This window comes from Polaribacter cellanae, from assembly GCF_017569185.1.
GTDB classification, from domain to species: domain Bacteria; phylum Bacteroidota; class Bacteroidia; order Flavobacteriales; family Flavobacteriaceae; genus Polaribacter; species Polaribacter cellanae.
Genome location: NZ_CP071869.1, coordinates 1,953,183 through 1,968,109, shown reverse-complemented (window position 1 = coordinate 1,968,109; position 14,927 = coordinate 1,953,183). Strand labels below are relative to the sequence as shown.

The 14,927-nt window shown below is 30.0% G+C and carries 10 protein-coding genes and 1 tRNA gene; 7 read left to right on the top strand and 4 right to left on the bottom strand.

The annotated features are described in order from the left end of the window. Window positions 1–54: 54 nt before the first annotated feature. The 3 genes from J3359_RS08765 to J3359_RS08755 form a co-directional block, all read right to left on the bottom strand. A complete protein-coding gene (locus tag J3359_RS08765; RefSeq protein ID WP_208080307.1) occupies window positions 55–2,127 on the bottom strand; it encodes a tetratricopeptide repeat protein in 2,073 nt (690 codons plus the stop codon). Between the two features lie 112 nt (window positions 2,128–2,239). Continuing rightward, on the bottom strand, window positions 2,240–2,545 hold the full coding sequence (locus J3359_RS08760; RefSeq protein WP_208080306.1) for a DUF6370 family protein: 306 nt from the start codon (window positions 2,543–2,545) through the stop codon (window positions 2,240–2,242). Between the two features lie 165 nt (window positions 2,546–2,710). Beyond that, a complete protein-coding gene (locus J3359_RS08755) occupies window positions 2,711–4,402 on the bottom strand; it encodes a glutamine--tRNA ligase/YqeY domain fusion protein (RefSeq protein WP_208080305.1) in 1,692 nt (563 codons plus the stop codon). Window positions 4,403–4,513: 111 nt separating this feature from the next. Here J3359_RS08755 and J3359_RS08750 point away from each other — a divergent pair, with 111 nt between their 5' ends. The 6 genes from J3359_RS08750 (at window position 4,514) to J3359_RS08725 (ending at window position 7,880) form a co-directional block, all read left to right on the top strand. Further along, complete coding sequence (locus tag J3359_RS08750) at window positions 4,514–4,729, top strand: zinc ribbon domain-containing protein (RefSeq protein ID WP_208080304.1); 216 nt, start codon at window positions 4,514–4,516, stop codon at window positions 4,727–4,729. Window positions 4,730–4,924: 195 nt separating this feature from the next. After that, window positions 4,925–5,308 (top strand): VOC family protein, encoded by a 384-nt coding sequence (locus J3359_RS08745; protein ID WP_208080303.1) that lies wholly within the window; start codon window positions 4,925–4,927, stop codon window positions 5,306–5,308. A gap of 38 nt (window positions 5,309–5,346) precedes the next feature. Next, window positions 5,347–5,757 (top strand): DUF2452 domain-containing protein, encoded by a 411-nt coding sequence (locus J3359_RS08740; RefSeq protein WP_208080302.1) that lies wholly within the window; start codon window positions 5,347–5,349, stop codon window positions 5,755–5,757. Window positions 5,758–5,805: 48 nt separating this feature from the next. Next, on the top strand, window positions 5,806–6,162 hold the full coding sequence (folB, locus tag J3359_RS08735) for a dihydroneopterin aldolase (RefSeq protein ID WP_208080301.1): 357 nt from the start codon (window positions 5,806–5,808) through the stop codon (window positions 6,160–6,162). Between the two features lie 60 nt (window positions 6,163–6,222). Next, window positions 6,223–6,293, top strand: a tRNA-Cys gene (locus J3359_RS08730). A 132-nt stretch (window positions 6,294–6,425) separates the two neighbouring features. Continuing rightward, window positions 6,426–7,880: a CotH kinase family protein gene (locus J3359_RS08725; RefSeq protein ID WP_208080300.1), complete on the top strand. Its 1,455-nt coding sequence runs from the start codon at window positions 6,426–6,428 to the stop codon at window positions 7,878–7,880. Between the two features lie 2 nt (window positions 7,881–7,882). Here J3359_RS08725 and J3359_RS08720 read toward each other — a convergent pair whose 3' ends face one another. Then, entirely contained in the window at window positions 7,883–9,025 is a 1,143-nt protein-coding gene (locus J3359_RS08720) for a metallophosphoesterase (RefSeq protein ID WP_243766011.1), read from the bottom strand. Window positions 9,026–9,317: 292 nt separating this feature from the next. Between J3359_RS08720 and J3359_RS08715 the strand changes: the two genes are divergently transcribed. Continuing rightward, window positions 9,318–14,858: an alpha-2-macroglobulin family protein gene (locus tag J3359_RS08715; protein ID WP_208080298.1), complete on the top strand. Its 5,541-nt coding sequence runs from the start codon at window positions 9,318–9,320 to the stop codon at window positions 14,856–14,858. The last annotated feature ends 69 nt before the right edge of the window (window positions 14,859–14,927 follow it).

The window sequence follows — 14,927 nt, the reverse complement described above, 5'->3', positions numbered from 1 at the left end:
TTTAAAAGTTTTTATAAGTTTCTACTTATAAGCACAACAACAGAAAAAGAGTTTTTACTGGCAAGTTTTTTCTAATAGTTCTTTAGAAACTGCATATCCTTTTTTCTTTGAGAGTTTTAAATTTTCACAGGCTTTTTCTCTATTATTTGCCTTTAAATATGCTAACGCCTTATAGTATAAAACCTCTCCATTTTTGTTGTTTAAAACGTCTGTAACGTAATTATAATCTTTTATGGCTTGTGCTGTTAAATTTAGTTGTGTAAAACTATAAGCTCTAGACAATCGTGCTTTTTCTAAAGAAGGATTATTTTTTAATACTTCTGTTAATACAGTATTAGCATCTGTAAATTTAGATAAATTTATAAGTATCATTCCTTTATGAAGCATTGCTTTTTCAAGATTTGGTGCTAAAGTTAAAATTGCATCGTATTTTTTTAAGGCTTCTGCAAAATTTCCTTTAGAAAAAAGAGAATCTGCTTTAGTAGTTAGTTTGTGAATGTCTGCACTGTAGGGGTCATTTATTTGACTTAATAGTTGTTTTCTCAGTAGAGCTTCACTTTTCGGATTTATGGCAATAGCACTATCATAATCTACCAAAGCACTATCTAAAAGATTTAATTTTTCGAATAAAAGCCCTCTTTGAAAAAAAGCTTTCGCTTTTTTACTTCCGTTTGCTTTTATTACACGCTCAAAATCTATCTTTGCGTAGTTTAAATCTCCTTTTTCTTTAATTGCCAAACCTCTGTAATAATAAACCTCTGGTAAATAAGGGTTTATCTTTATAGCATTATTATAGTAAGAAATGGCTTTAACATACTCTTTTCTTTGCTGATATTCGTTGCCTAATTCCTGTAAAGGATAAGTATTATTAGGATTTTTTATAGCATTTTTCCAAAGACTAATTCGATCTTTCCAAATATAACTTTGGGTTCTGCTTTTGTATGCGTACACGCCTAAACTTAAAAAAAGGCCTAGATAAATTATATTTTTAAAGTATTTATTCGATAAAAATTCTGTTAGAAGTAATCCAATACAAATAAAAAGACCAATAAGAGGAATATACATATAGCGTTCTGCCCACATCGTAGGTCCAAAAGGAGTAAAATTAAGATACAGTCCAATATGAATTATAAAAATACCACAACCTAACAACCATTGTTTTTTAAATATATCTGATGATTTTAAGTAAATATAAATTGTTAATATTACCAGTAAAATTAAAAGAATTGGAGATATTAAATAAATTAGGTCTAAACTCTCTGCGTCTTTTATCTTTAAAGGATATGGGTAAAAAGTAACCAAATCGTTTGGCAATATGCCTTTCCAAACATATTTAAGTATGGTGTAAGAAGATATACTTATTTTTTCGAGAAAAGTGTAATAGCTTTTAAAATCATCTAAAGAATCTAATACTCTTCTAGAGTCTAAACTTACTAAACCAATCGCTATAGAACCTATAAAAAACGGAATTTTGTATAATACCATTTTTAAGTTTAAACGATCTTTATAATAGTAATCTAAAAGCAGTAAAACTAGTGGTAAGGTTACAGCAGAAGATTTTGTAAATAATGATAACACAAAAAATAAGCTACAGATAATAATATACTTTCTTTTTCTGTGGGATTTAATATATAAAATGTAAGAAAGAACTGCAGATAAGTAAAAAAACATTCCTAACAGCGTGCTTCTTGTAGAAACCCAACCTAAAAGTTCTGTTTGTAAAGGATGAAAAGCAAATACCAAGGTAACTAACCAAACGATAACTTTTTTCTTTAAAAATAACCTGTTTATAATGTTATAAACCAGTATAATATTTAATAAATGAAAAATAAGGTTGGTAATATGATGCACTTTTGCATTTGCTCCAAAAAAGTAGTATTCTAACCCAAAAGTTAGCGATGCTAAAGGTTGATAGGAAGCAACGTAATAAGTAGAAAAATAATTTTTAATACTTTCCCAAGAAAAATTTAAAACATCTGCATTGTTTAAAATTTGTTGATCATCATCCCAACCAACAATATAATTTCCATTAGTAGCAGGCCAATATATAAAAGTCGTAAAAATAACGACGATAAGAATTGGAAAATGTGTTTTAAACAGGTTGTATTTTGTAAAAAAAGCTTTCAAAAAAGTAAGGTTAATTATTTTATATAAAAATAAAAAAAAATGAACGAACTTTACAGTCCATTCATTCTTTTATGTATCTATTTTTTAATAAGATTTAAAAGGAATTAAAACTTTACTCTACTATTTTTAAAGAACTCGCAACAAATCTTCCATCAACAACTTTTCCAGTAATTTCTCCTTTTCGAACTACATTACAAAACCCGATTTTCTCATCGTGAGCATCTCCAAAATCGTCGATATTAAAACCATCCACAAAATAAGCTTTATCGTCTAAACGAACCGCTAAACTGCATCCATCTTCAGAATCTAAACCGAATTTGCATTGTCCACATGAAACCTCTGCAACTTGTGTTACTTCTTTCTTATTTCCACAAGAAAAAGCAATCATAAATAGGGATAAAAAAAGGATTTTTTTCATAATTATATACATTTATTAGTTCTCGACTGCGCTCGAACTGACATTTTTAAAAAACTTCCAACTTCCAACTTCCAACTTCCAACTTCCAACTTCCAACTGAGACTGAAAACAGAGACTTAACTAAATAGTAACCATCCAACTTTCCCCTTTGGGGAAATGTCCTTTTTAGGACAATGGGGATTTCCAAGAATCTCTCAATCCAACAGTTTTATTAAAAACTAATTTATCAGATGTAGCATCATTATCCACATTAAAATAACCCAAACGTTGAAACTGAAAACGCTCGCCAATTTTAGCAGTTTGCAAACTTGGTTCCACAAAAGCATTGATAATTTCTAAAGAATTAGGGTTTATAAACTCCATATAATCTTTGTCTTTATGCGAATCTGGTGCTTCATCTAAAAACAATCTGTCATACGCTCTTACTTCAGCATTAATAGCATGTTTAGCAGAAACCCAATGCAAAGTACCTTTTACTTTACGTTTACTTTCTTCAGTATCCATTCCAGATTTTGTTAATGGGTCATAAGTACACTGAATTTCAGTAATATTTCCATCAGCATCTTTTGTACAACTTTCAGCTTTAATAAAATATGCATTTTTTAAACGCACTTCGCTTCCTAATTTCAAACGGAAAAATTTCTTATTTGCTTGCTCTCTAAAATCTTCTCTTTCTATATAAATTTCTCTCGAAAATGGTACTTCTCTGCTTCCAAAACCTTCTGCATAATCATTATAATTGGCATCCAATATTTCTTCCTTTTCTTCAGGATAATTGGTAATTACCACTTTTACAGGATCTAAAACTGCCATCACTCTTTTGGCTGTTTTGTTTAAATCTTCACGAATTTTAAATTCTAAAAGCGCCACATCAATTACGTTTTCACGTTTAGAAACTCCAACTGTTTCTATAAAACTTCTAATGGATGCAGGCGTGTAACCACGTCTTCTTAAACCAGAAATTGTTGGCATTCTTGGGTCGTCCCAACCAGCAACAATTCCGTTTTCAACTAAAGTCAACAATTTACGTTTACTCATAATGGTGTAACTCAAATTTAAACGAGAAAATTCACGTTGTTTTGGCGGATTTGGATACGAATCTTTGCTATATTCATATACATTGTCTCTGAACCAATTGTACAATTCTCTGTGAGGTTTAAACTCTAAAGAACACAAAGAATGCGAAATTTGCTCTAAATAATCACTTTCGCCATGCGTCCAATCGTACATTGGGTAAATACACCAATCTGTACCAGTTCTGTGGTGCGATTTGTACATAATTCTATACATTAAAGGGTCACGCATTAACATATTATCATCAGCCATATCAATCTTGGCACGTAAAACGTGTTCTCCTTCTTTAAATTTGCCATCTTTCATTCCTTGAAATAATTCCAAGTTTTCTTCCACAGAACGATTGCGAAAAGGACTATTCGTTCCAACTTGAGTTGGTGTTCCTTTTTGTTCACGCATTTGTTCTGAAGATTGCGAATCTACATAGGCTTTACCATCTTTTATCAATAAAACTGCCCAGTTATATAATTGTTGAAAATAATCCGAAGAATAACATTCTTTCTCCCATTTGTAACCCAACCAAGAAATATCTTCCTTAATGGCATCTACATATTCTTGTTCCTCTTTTGTTGGGTTTGTATCATCAAAACGCAAATTTACAGGCGCATCGTATTTCTGCCCTAACCCGAAACTAATTCCAATTGCTTTTGTATGACCAATATGCAAATATCCATTTGGTTCTGGCGGAAAACGAAAACGTAAATTTTCTTTCGGCATTCCATTGGCCAAATCTTCCTCTATAATATGCTCTATAAAATTGAGCGATTTTTTCTCTTCAGACATTGTTTTATTTGAAAAAATTAGAACACAAAATTACGTAAAATAATGCATTGCCATTGTTGGTTTTGTAACAAAATCGTTTTTCGAGCAACTAATAAATAAACACTACAAATTATGAGCAACCAAATTAGAAACTATACCTGCCCCAAATGCAATTGCAAAACCTATAAATTAGGACAATTAAGAGCCACAGGAGGCACATTATCCAAAATTTTCGATGTTCAAAATCAAAAATACACCAGCGTAACTTGTGAAAAATGTACATACACAGAATTTTACAAAACCAAAACAAGTGCAATTAGTAACGTTTTTGACTTTTTTACGAATTAAAAATAATAGTGAGTTTTATTATTTGGGCGTTCCCTTTCAGGTCAGGCTTTCGCACTCGCTTTTTTTGTAAAAAAACAAAAAAGAGCTCAAACAATTGCTCAATCCTTAACGCAGGCATATTTGCTAGCTAAGTTTTTTAAAAGGAAGTTTTACTACTTATTTATTGTTGTATTTTTGCAATATTAAAAAATACATATGTATTCCTTTTTATTAGACCACATTGCACTTTCAGTAAAAAACGTTGATGAATCTGTTACTTTCTATCAAAAAGTTTTACAACTTAAAGAAATTGAAAATACAGCATCTAACTCTAAAACAAGATGGCTCTCTTTAGGTGAAGGAAAGCAATTGCATCTAATTCCTCGTCCAAATTTAGAAGTAAAAACAAATAAAGCAGTTCATTTTGCTTTATCTACCTCAAATCTAAATACATTCATTCAACATTTAAAAGATTTAAAAATAGAATATTCAGATTGGAAAAATACAGCAAATAAAGATTATATAAGAAAAGACGGAATTCAACAATTTTATTTCCAAGATCCAAGTGGTTATTGGATTGAAGTAAATAATGCTATTTAGTAGAAACAATAACTTGTTTTAAAGTAAATTTGCAAATAATGAAAAAAGATAGTAAAAAACCAGATTTAGTTGTTTTTAACGAAGAAACACAACAATATGATGCTTCTTTAAAACCCTATGGAACTTCGTCAAGTTCGCCAGTAATTAAACCATTAAATACGGCAAGTTGGAAAAACGACGGGATTCAGCGAGTTAATAAACAATTAAAATCGAAATTCGACGAAGTTAAAAAAGAATACGAAGCTTTAATGGAAAAGTTTCAGTATAATGATTTAATTTACAATGCAAAATTTAGTTTCGAGCCAATTTTTGGCGAGAATTATCACTTATACAACAATAAAAAAGGCGAACCATTTTTATCTATAATTGAACCAGAACAATGTAGTTTCGAGTATGTAGGTTCTTTTCGGCTAAATACGGATAAAATGTGGGAGAAAATAGAATCGTAAAATCAACCCCTAAAGGGTTTGAAACCCTTTAGGGGTTAAATACAAAATATGGGAATCATAAAAGTAAATAACATAAAACTCTACGCTTTTCATGGCTGTTTAGATGAAGAAGCAAAAATTGGAAGCGAGTATAGAGTAGATGTTGCAATAAAAGCCGATTTAAAAAAATCTGCAAAAACAGATAATTTAGCAGATACTGTAGATTATGTGCATCTAAACCGTATTGTAAAAGAAGAAATGGCAATTCGTTCGGAATTATTAGAGCAAGTTGCTCAAAGAATTTTAGATCGTTTTTTCCGAGAAATTAGAATGATTCGAAAAGCAACAGTTTCAGTCTCAAAAATAAACCCACCAATTGGCGGAAATGTAGAAGAAGTGGTTATAATTCTTACAAAAAAGCGATAACTCAAAAAAAATACTTGCAATACTTGTAAATTTACGTAAATTTGCAATCCAATTATAAAAGGTGTCTTGGCCGAGTGGCTAGGCAATGGTTTGCAAAACCATGTACAGCGGTTCGAATCCGCTAGACACCTCTAAAACGTTTCAAGAAATTGAAACGTTTTTTTGTTTATTAAACTTTGCCATGTTTTAATATTAAGTCTTATATTTCTAAAAACTTAATTTTTAGTCTAAATTAGTAGTATATCTCTAATAAAATCAATTTTATGAAACAATTATTTAAACTTTTTTTCCTTTTTAGTATGTGTTTTGGTACCAGCTTTTTTGCTCAGGAATTAGTTGCGAAAAAAGGAAGTTTTGGAGTGGATACAAAAAACAAAATTATTGTTTGGCATGTTGCTAATTTAGAGGTTTTAAAATCTGTAAATAAAAATGCGACTGCTATAAGATTTAATAAGAAATTCAATTTAAAGGAAACTACAATTAAGAGTTTTTCATATACGAATAACATTCCAGTTTCTAACGGAAATAATTATAAATTATATATTACTAAACTTCCATTGGTTCATTTAAAAGTAAATACTTCTAAAATGGGAAATGTTTTTAAATTACCATTTAATTTTTCATTTTTTAATGATAAAAATTATATCGAAAGTACTGGAGGTGTAAGATATCGTGGAAATTTATCGTTGTCTTTTCCTAAAAAATCGTTCGATTTAGAATTTTGGAAGGATAGCATTACTCGCGAAAAAAAAGATGTAAAATTAGCAGGTTTACGATCTGACGACGATTGGATTCTAGATGGTCTTTTTAACGAACCTTTACGTTTACGTTCTTATGTTGCAACGAATTTATGGCATAAAATCCATAAACCTTATTACTTAAAAAAGGAACCTAAAGCAAAAAGTACATTTAGAGCAAAGTTTGTAGAGGTTTTTAAAAATAATACATATTATGGTATTTACCAGCTTTCGGAATCTGTAGATAGAAAGCAGCTAAAATTAAAAAAGAAAGATAAAACTGAAATTAGAGGCGAATTATTTAAAGCCAATTCTTACAAAGGTGGTCCAGATTTTACAAAATCTCCTGAAAATTATGACAATCAAACAATTTTTTGGAATGGTTGGGTAACACGTTATCCGTCTGATATAAATGAATTTAGTTGGAAAAATTTAGTTGAATTTTCAAAATTAGTTGTGCAGGGTTCAGAGGAAGATTTTATTAAAAATATAGAGAGTAAGTTTCAAATTTCGAATGCGATAGATTACTATTTATTCGTTAATTTATTAAAAACTACAGATAATTTAGGTAAAAATTATTATTTAGGAAAATACGACAAAAACGAACCCTACTTTTTTATTCCTTGGGATTTAGATGGTTCTTTTGGAGTTGTGGTAGATGGGGCAACTAAATTAGAAACAGAGGGAGTGCTTCAAAACGGACTTTTAAAAAGGTTGTTAGAAACAAATCTTAATGGTTACAAAGAGAAAGTAAAAAAAAGGTGGACAGAATTAAGGTTGAAAGAATTTAGTAACGAGGCTTTATTTTCTAAAATTAATGAAATTTATAACAGCTTTACAGAAGAAAAAATTTACGAACGAGAACATTTAGTTTGGACAAATAAATTAAATGAAACTACAAACGAGAATCATTATAAATATTTTGAAAAATGGTTAACAGAAAGATTAAATTACTTAGATAACCACTTTAATAAATTATAGAACTATTTTAAAGGTTTCTTTGTAAAGTTGGCGTTAATAATAAATTCTTTATTATTTTCAACTAGCAAACCTTGGGTTTTACTGGAGAATTTTTCTTTCCCGTGAATTACGTCGGTTCTAATTACCTTTCCGTTAAAATCTGTAGATAGTTTTTTAACGTGCGTATGTCCAATAACTATTTTTTTTGCATTGTAATAATTTAAAATAGTATCCAATTCCGTAAGCGTAATTTTCTTGTAATTTCTTGTTTTAAAAAAGAGACCTCTGTACCAAAAAGGACCTTTGGAGCCAAAGAGAAACTTAGTAGTGCTATTTTTCGATTTTTTCTTACTTCGAAATTCTGAACGTGCAATATTATTTATCTTTCTTAAACTTAACTTATAATTTAAAATAGTAGGATGTAAACCAGCATGTACAAAAATATAATTGCCTATTTTTTCGATTATATTTTTTGTTTTTAACCATTTTCCTAATTCAGAATTTACTGAATACAGATATTTTAAAGCTTCTTTTTTGTTTTGAATCTTACTTATTTCTTGGGCAGCTTTTATGTATTTTTTACGATTATATCTATAATCGCCATTAAAATTCATAATCTCGTGGTTTCCTAAGATAAAATGTACCATTCCTTTTTGCTTTTTTGCTTGTTGCTCTAATTTGTAAATCAACCACAAAACCTGAGTTACATTTTTACCTCTATCAAAAAAATCTCCAACTAAAACTAAATGTCCATCACCAAACATCCAATTATGGTTGTCGTCGATTACTTTATTGGCATATAAAAAACCAGAAAAAGCATCGTAATTTCCTTCAATATCAGATATTACTATCATTTTTTTCGGTAAGCTGTAGTTGGTTTTTGGAATTCTATACTTCCTTTCTAAAGAAATAGAAAATTCATCGTTGTCTTTATTATCAACACGAACAATTATAGAGTCTTTATTAAATTTGGGGATAATAACCAATCTATTTTGCGAGTCTACCTGAAATAAAGTATCGTTAATTATGTAAGGTCCATCATTACCAGAATATACTGGAACGATTTTTTCTTTTTTCTTAATTTTAGCTTTGTAAACACTGTCTTTTTTAAGTGATTCGTGTAAACTTTCTTTTTGTGCAAAACAATTATTATTAGCTATAAACAAAAAATATATTATCAAAAAATAGAAATATGTCGCGTCTTTTTTCAAGAATTTAAATAGTATTAATTTTATAAGATTCAGAATGTTTTTTCTGATTTTTTAACACCATAAAAATACGTAGCTATTCACTTTAATTAAGTTTATTGATGTTAAATTTTAATAAGACATATAATTATTTGAGAAAATTATCTAAATTTTTCCTCCAAATCTAATTAAAAGCTTACGAATTCTAATTTATTAATTTTTAAGGTAAATAATATACTATTTTTGAGTTGTGCTTATAAATACAACAATTATGAAATCAAAAAATCTACTTTTAACCTTTGTTATTTTTCTATCAATTTTCTCTTGTAAAAAAGAAGAAATTAAAACCGATAATATCTTCAAGTTTAAAGAATACATTAGTTATACAACTTCTGGTGTGGTTTCTGTTACAGAAAAAATAAATATTAATCTTGCAAAAGAAGTAGGTTGGGAAGCTAACCAAGAAATTTCCACAGAAATTCTATCCATAAAACCATTTGTAAATGGAAAAATTAAAACGGTAAATAAACATGCTTTTGTTTTTATTCCTGATGAAAATTTACAAGCAGATACAGCATATACTGTTACTTTAAAATTGAGTGAAATTTATAAAAACACACCAGAAAAATTTGAAGAATATACATTTCAATTTAAAACATTAGCCCCAAATTTTAGCATTCAAACCAATAATTTACAGTCGTACTCTAAAGAATTTCAATATTTAGAAGGTGTTGTAAAATCTGCAGATATTATTTCTTTAGAAAACGCAAAAAAGTTGATAAAAGCTTCACAAAAAGGAGTTTCAAAAAATATTGTATGGAATGAAACCATACAAAATGGAAAGTTTTTTGAGTTTAAAATTGATAGCATCAATCGTTTTGTAGAGGATTCTAAATTAGAGGTAAGTTGGAATGGAAAAGCGATAAATGCAGATAACAAAGGAGAAAATTCTATACTAATTGCAGGTAAAAATAACTTTACAGTTGCGAGTATAAATATTGTAAATAAAACAGAACAGTATATTTCTATTAATTTTTCTGATGCATTAAAAAAACAACAAAATTTTGATGGTTTGGTAACCATTGAAAATGAAAAAAAACCAAGCTTTATTGTTAATGGAAACGAATTAAAAGTATTTTCGAACAATAAATTTACAGGAAGTGTTTTGGTAAATGTGTTTCAAGGAATTAGAAATTCAAACAATTATCAATTAAAAAAAGCACACAAAGAAACCGTTACTTTCGAGCAGAAAAAACCACAAATAAGAACCATTAGTAATGGAACAATTCTACCAAACTCTAACAATTTAAAATTCAATTTTGAAGCCATAAATGTAAGACAAGTAGATGTTCGAGTAATTAAAATTTTCGAAGATAATGTGTTGCAATTTTTACAAGAAAATAACTTAAACAGCAACAATTCGTATAGAATTAGAAGAGTAGGAAGAAGAGTTGCGAAAAAAACCATCACTTTAATTGATAAGAAGCAAAATAACACACAAAAATGGAAAGCATACAGTGTAGATTTATCAAAACTAATAGAAACTGAACCTGGTGCAATTTATAGAGTAGAGTTGAGTTTCAATAAGAATCAGGCTTTTTACGCTTGTTCAGAAAATGCAAATTCTTCAATTAATACTGATGAAATAGCCAAAGATTTCAGCAATTTAAATAATATTGAAGACGAAGAAGCAAGAGAAGAATTGTATTGGGACAATAAACTATACAACTACAAAAATTACAGTTATAACTGGCGAGAAAGAGACAATCCTTGCAGCGATGCTTATTATAATGAAGATAGAATTATCGCTCAAAATTTATTGGCTTCTAATTTGGGAATTATTGCCAAAAAAGGCACCAATAACAACTACTTTTTTGCAATTACAAACATTTTAACCACCAAACCAATTGTGGGTGCGAAGGTTACATTATTCAATTTTCAGCAACAAGAAATTTTATCTACGAGAACAGACTCAGATGGACTTGTAAATGTAGCATCACCTAAAAACGCCTCTTTTGCAGTAGTTTCTAAAGGAAATAATTTCGGGTATATAAAACTGTTTGACGGAAACTCTTTGTCTTTAAGCAAATTTAATGTTGCAGGAACAAAAACGCAAAAAGGCTTAAAAGGATACATTTATGGCGAACGTGGTGTTTGGCGACCTGGAGATTCTATTCACTTAACTTTTTTGCTGAATGATGCTGCTAATAAGTTACCAAAAAACCACCCAATAAAATTAGAAGTTACAGACCCAAGTGGAAAATTAATGTACAGAAAAGTAACCTCAGAAAACATAAATAATTTCTACAAATTTAAAGTTACCACTTCTCCAGAAGCAAAAACGGGTAATTATTCTGCAAAAATCTCTGTGGGTGGCGCAAAGTTTTACAAGACTTTAAAAGTTGAAACCGTAAAACCAAACCGCTTAAAAATTAAAATAGATTTCGATGAAGAAATTCTAACAAGCAAAAAACCAATTAATGGAACATTAGATGTAAAATGGTTGCATGGAACACCTGCAAAAAACTTAAAAGCAGCAGTGAAAGCGAAAATAAGTTCTACGAATTTTAGTTTTAAAAACTATAAAAATTATGTTTTTTCAGACCCTTCCAAAAATTTTTCTTCTGAAGAAATGAATGTGTTTGAAGGAAAATTAGACGAAAACGGATTTGCAAAAATAAACAGTAAATTAAAAGTAGGTAAAAATGCACCAGGAATGTTAAATGTTCAGTTTTTGGTAAGAGCTTTTGAAAATGGTGGTGATTTTTCTATAGATACTTTCTCAAAAAAATATGCACCTTTTTCTTCGTTTGTGGGTTTAAAATCTCCTGAGGGAAATAGATATGGTTCGTTTTTTACGGATGAAAATCAAACTTTTTCAGTAGTTTCTGTAGACGAAAAAGGAAATCCAGTTCAAAGAGACGAAATTGAAATAGAAGTGTATAAAATCGAATGGCGTTGGTGGTGGAGTTCCTCTGAAGATAATTTATCGAGATATACTTCCAGCAGCTATCATAATAAATACAAAACCTTTACAATTAGTACAAATTCCAAAGGAAAAGGAAGTTTTAATTTGAATATTTCAGACAGCGATAGAGGACGATTTTTAATAAGAGTAATCGATAAAAAAAGTGGTCATGCAACTGGAAGAACGGCTTATTTTTACAAAAATTGGTGGCAAAATTCTACTTCTGGTGATAAAGAAGCCGCTAAAATGTTGGTGTTTTCTGCAGATAAAGAAACCTATACTATTGGCGAAACTGCTAAAATTACATTTCCTTCAGGTAACGAAGGACGAGCATTAATAAGTATCGAAAACGGAACAGAAGTTTTAGAAACAAAATGGGTAAAAACGACCAAAGGAACCACTTCTGTGGAAATTCCTATCAATAAAAATATGGCGCCAAATGTGTTTGTAAATATCTCGTTATTACAACCACATCAAGTTTCCGAAAACGATTTGCCTTTGCGTTTGTATGGTGTAATTCCAATTTTAGTGGAAGACAAAAACACCAGGTTAGAACCACAAATTTCCATGCCAAATGAATTAGAACCAGAAAAAGAATTCATAATAAAAGTATCTGAGAAAAACCAAAAATCGATGACCTATACTTTGGCGGTTGTAGAAGAAGGTTTGTTAGGTTTAACACGATTTAAAACACCAAATGCCTACGATACTTTTTACGCAAAAGAAGCTTTAGGTGTAAAAACATGGGATATTTTTGATGATGTAATTGGAGCTTATTCAGGAAGTATCGACCAAGTTTTTGCGATTGGTGGAGATGGAAGTGTCGCCAAAGGAAAAAACCAAAAAGCAAACCGATTTAAACCCGTTGTAAAATATTTAGGGCCATTTAAGTTGGAAAAAGGAGCGACAAAATCACACAAAATTACCTTGCCAAATTATATTGGTTCTGTGAGAACGATGGTAATTGCTGGCGACGTAAAAAACGAAGCTTTTGGAAACGCAGAAAAAGCTGTTCCTGTTAAAAAACCTTTGATGGTTTTGGCAACTTTACCAAGAAAATTGTCTCCAAAAGAGAAAGTAACGCTTCCAGTAACCATTTTTGCAATGGATAAAAAAGTGAAAAATGTTACTGTTCAGGTAAAGACTTCCAACGGAATTTTAGTAATTGGAAATGCTAAAAAAACAGTAAATTTTAAAAAACCAGATGAGAAAATGGTGTATTTCGAATTGGATGTTTTAAAAGAAAAAGGCATAAATACGGTCGAAATTATTGCGACTGGAAATGGAGAGAAATCAACTTATAAAGTCGAGTTAGATGTTGTAAATCCAAATCCAATTACTTCAAAAATTATAGATAAAACAGTAAAAGGAAAAGAAACTCAAAAATTTACTTTCGAAACTTTTGGTGTGGAAGGTTCTAACAGTGCAATTTTGGAATTATCTACCATTCCTTCTATTAATTTTACAGGCAGGTTGCAGTATTTAATTCGTTATCCTCATGGATGCTTAGAACAAACAACGTCCAGCGTTTTCCCACAATTATTTTTGAATGATATTTTCGATTTAACACAAGATAAAAAACAAAAAGTTCAAAATAATATAGAAAAGGGAATTCAAAGATTAAGCAATTTTCAGCAAGCAAATGGAGGTATGAGTTATTGGATTGGAGAAAATTATGCAAACGATTGGGGCACAAGTTATGCTGGTCATTTTCTATTGGAAGCAGAAAAAAAAGGATTTGTTTTACCGTTAACTTTTAAGAGTAATTTTATAAAATATCAGAAAAATGCCGCAAGAAATTGGCGTCCAAGTTATGGGAATTATCATAGAGATTTAGCACAAGCTTACAGATTATACACATTGGCTTTGGCTGGCAGTCCAGATTTGTCTGCGATGAATCGTTTGCGAGAATTCAAACAAATTTCTAACGAAGCAAAATGGCGTTTGGCAGCAGCTTATGCTTTGGTAGGGCAAAAAGAAGCAAGCCAAGAAATTATGCAAAAAGCCAATTTAAATTTCGAAGGCTATAATTATTATACTTACGGTTCTGTAACAAGAAACCAAGCAATGGCTTTAGAAACAATGGTTTTAACAGACAATAATAAAGTAAAAGATTTAGCGAAATCTATCGCAAAAAAACTATCTAGTAACCAATGGATTAGCACACAATCTACAGCTTACAGTTTGTTGGCAATTGGAAAAATGGTGGTTAAAAATGGTGGAAAATCCATCAATATAAATTATACAAATAATGGAAAATCGATAGCTGTACATACACAACGTTCTTTTATTCAAAGACCCATAAATGTAAATGAAGGTAAGAATTCCATCAATATAAAAAACAATGATAAAAATGTTGTTTTTGTACGAATTATTAATTCTGGAAAATTGCCTTTAGGAGAAGAGATTGAAGAAAAAAGAGGCTTTAGTGTTTCTGTAATTTATAAAGATTTAAAGGGGAAATCCATCAACATCAATAATTTGAAACAAGGTCAGGATTTTGTGGCGGAAATTATGGTGAGCAATCCAAAAAATGAAACCGTAAAAGACATTGCTTTAACGCAAATTTTTCCTTCAGGATGGGAAATTGTAAATACTCGTTTTACCAATTTTGGCTCGACCACAAAAAGCGAAGCTCGTTACACAGACATTCGAGACGATCGTGTGAATTTCTATTTCGATTTGTATAAAAACAGAAAAAAAGCAATAACAAAGACATTTAAAGTAATGTTGAATGCTGCGTATTTAGGGAAGTATTATTTACCAGGAATTCAGGTAGAAGCAATGTATGATAATGATTATTTGGTAAGCACAAAAGGGCGTTGGATTGCCATTGTAAAGTAGGAAAATGTCTCCTCGAGCGCAGTCGAGAGATTATTGCGACTAAAGATTTATTAAGTTCTCGACTGCGCT

Coding starts and splice junctions, on each gene's coding strand:
- J3359_RS08715 (WP_208080298.1), top strand. CDS start 9,318: ATGAAATCAAAAAATCTACTTTTAACCTTTGTTATTTTTCTATCAATT.
- J3359_RS08755 (WP_208080305.1), bottom strand. CDS start 4,402: ATGTCTGAAGAGAAAAAATCGCTCAATTTTATAGAGCATATTATAGAG.
- folB (WP_208080301.1), top strand. CDS start 5,806: ATGGGAATCATAAAAGTAAATAACATAAAACTCTACGCTTTTCATGGC.
- J3359_RS08750 (WP_208080304.1), top strand. CDS start 4,514: ATGAGCAACCAAATTAGAAACTATACCTGCCCCAAATGCAATTGCAAA.
- J3359_RS08745 (WP_208080303.1), top strand. CDS start 4,925: ATGTATTCCTTTTTATTAGACCACATTGCACTTTCAGTAAAAAACGTT.
- J3359_RS08725 (WP_208080300.1), top strand. CDS start 6,426: ATGAAACAATTATTTAAACTTTTTTTCCTTTTTAGTATGTGTTTTGGT.
- J3359_RS08740 (WP_208080302.1), top strand. CDS start 5,347: ATGAAAAAAGATAGTAAAAAACCAGATTTAGTTGTTTTTAACGAAGAA.
- J3359_RS08760 (WP_208080306.1), bottom strand. CDS start 2,545: ATGAAAAAAATCCTTTTTTTATCCCTATTTATGATTGCTTTTTCTTGT.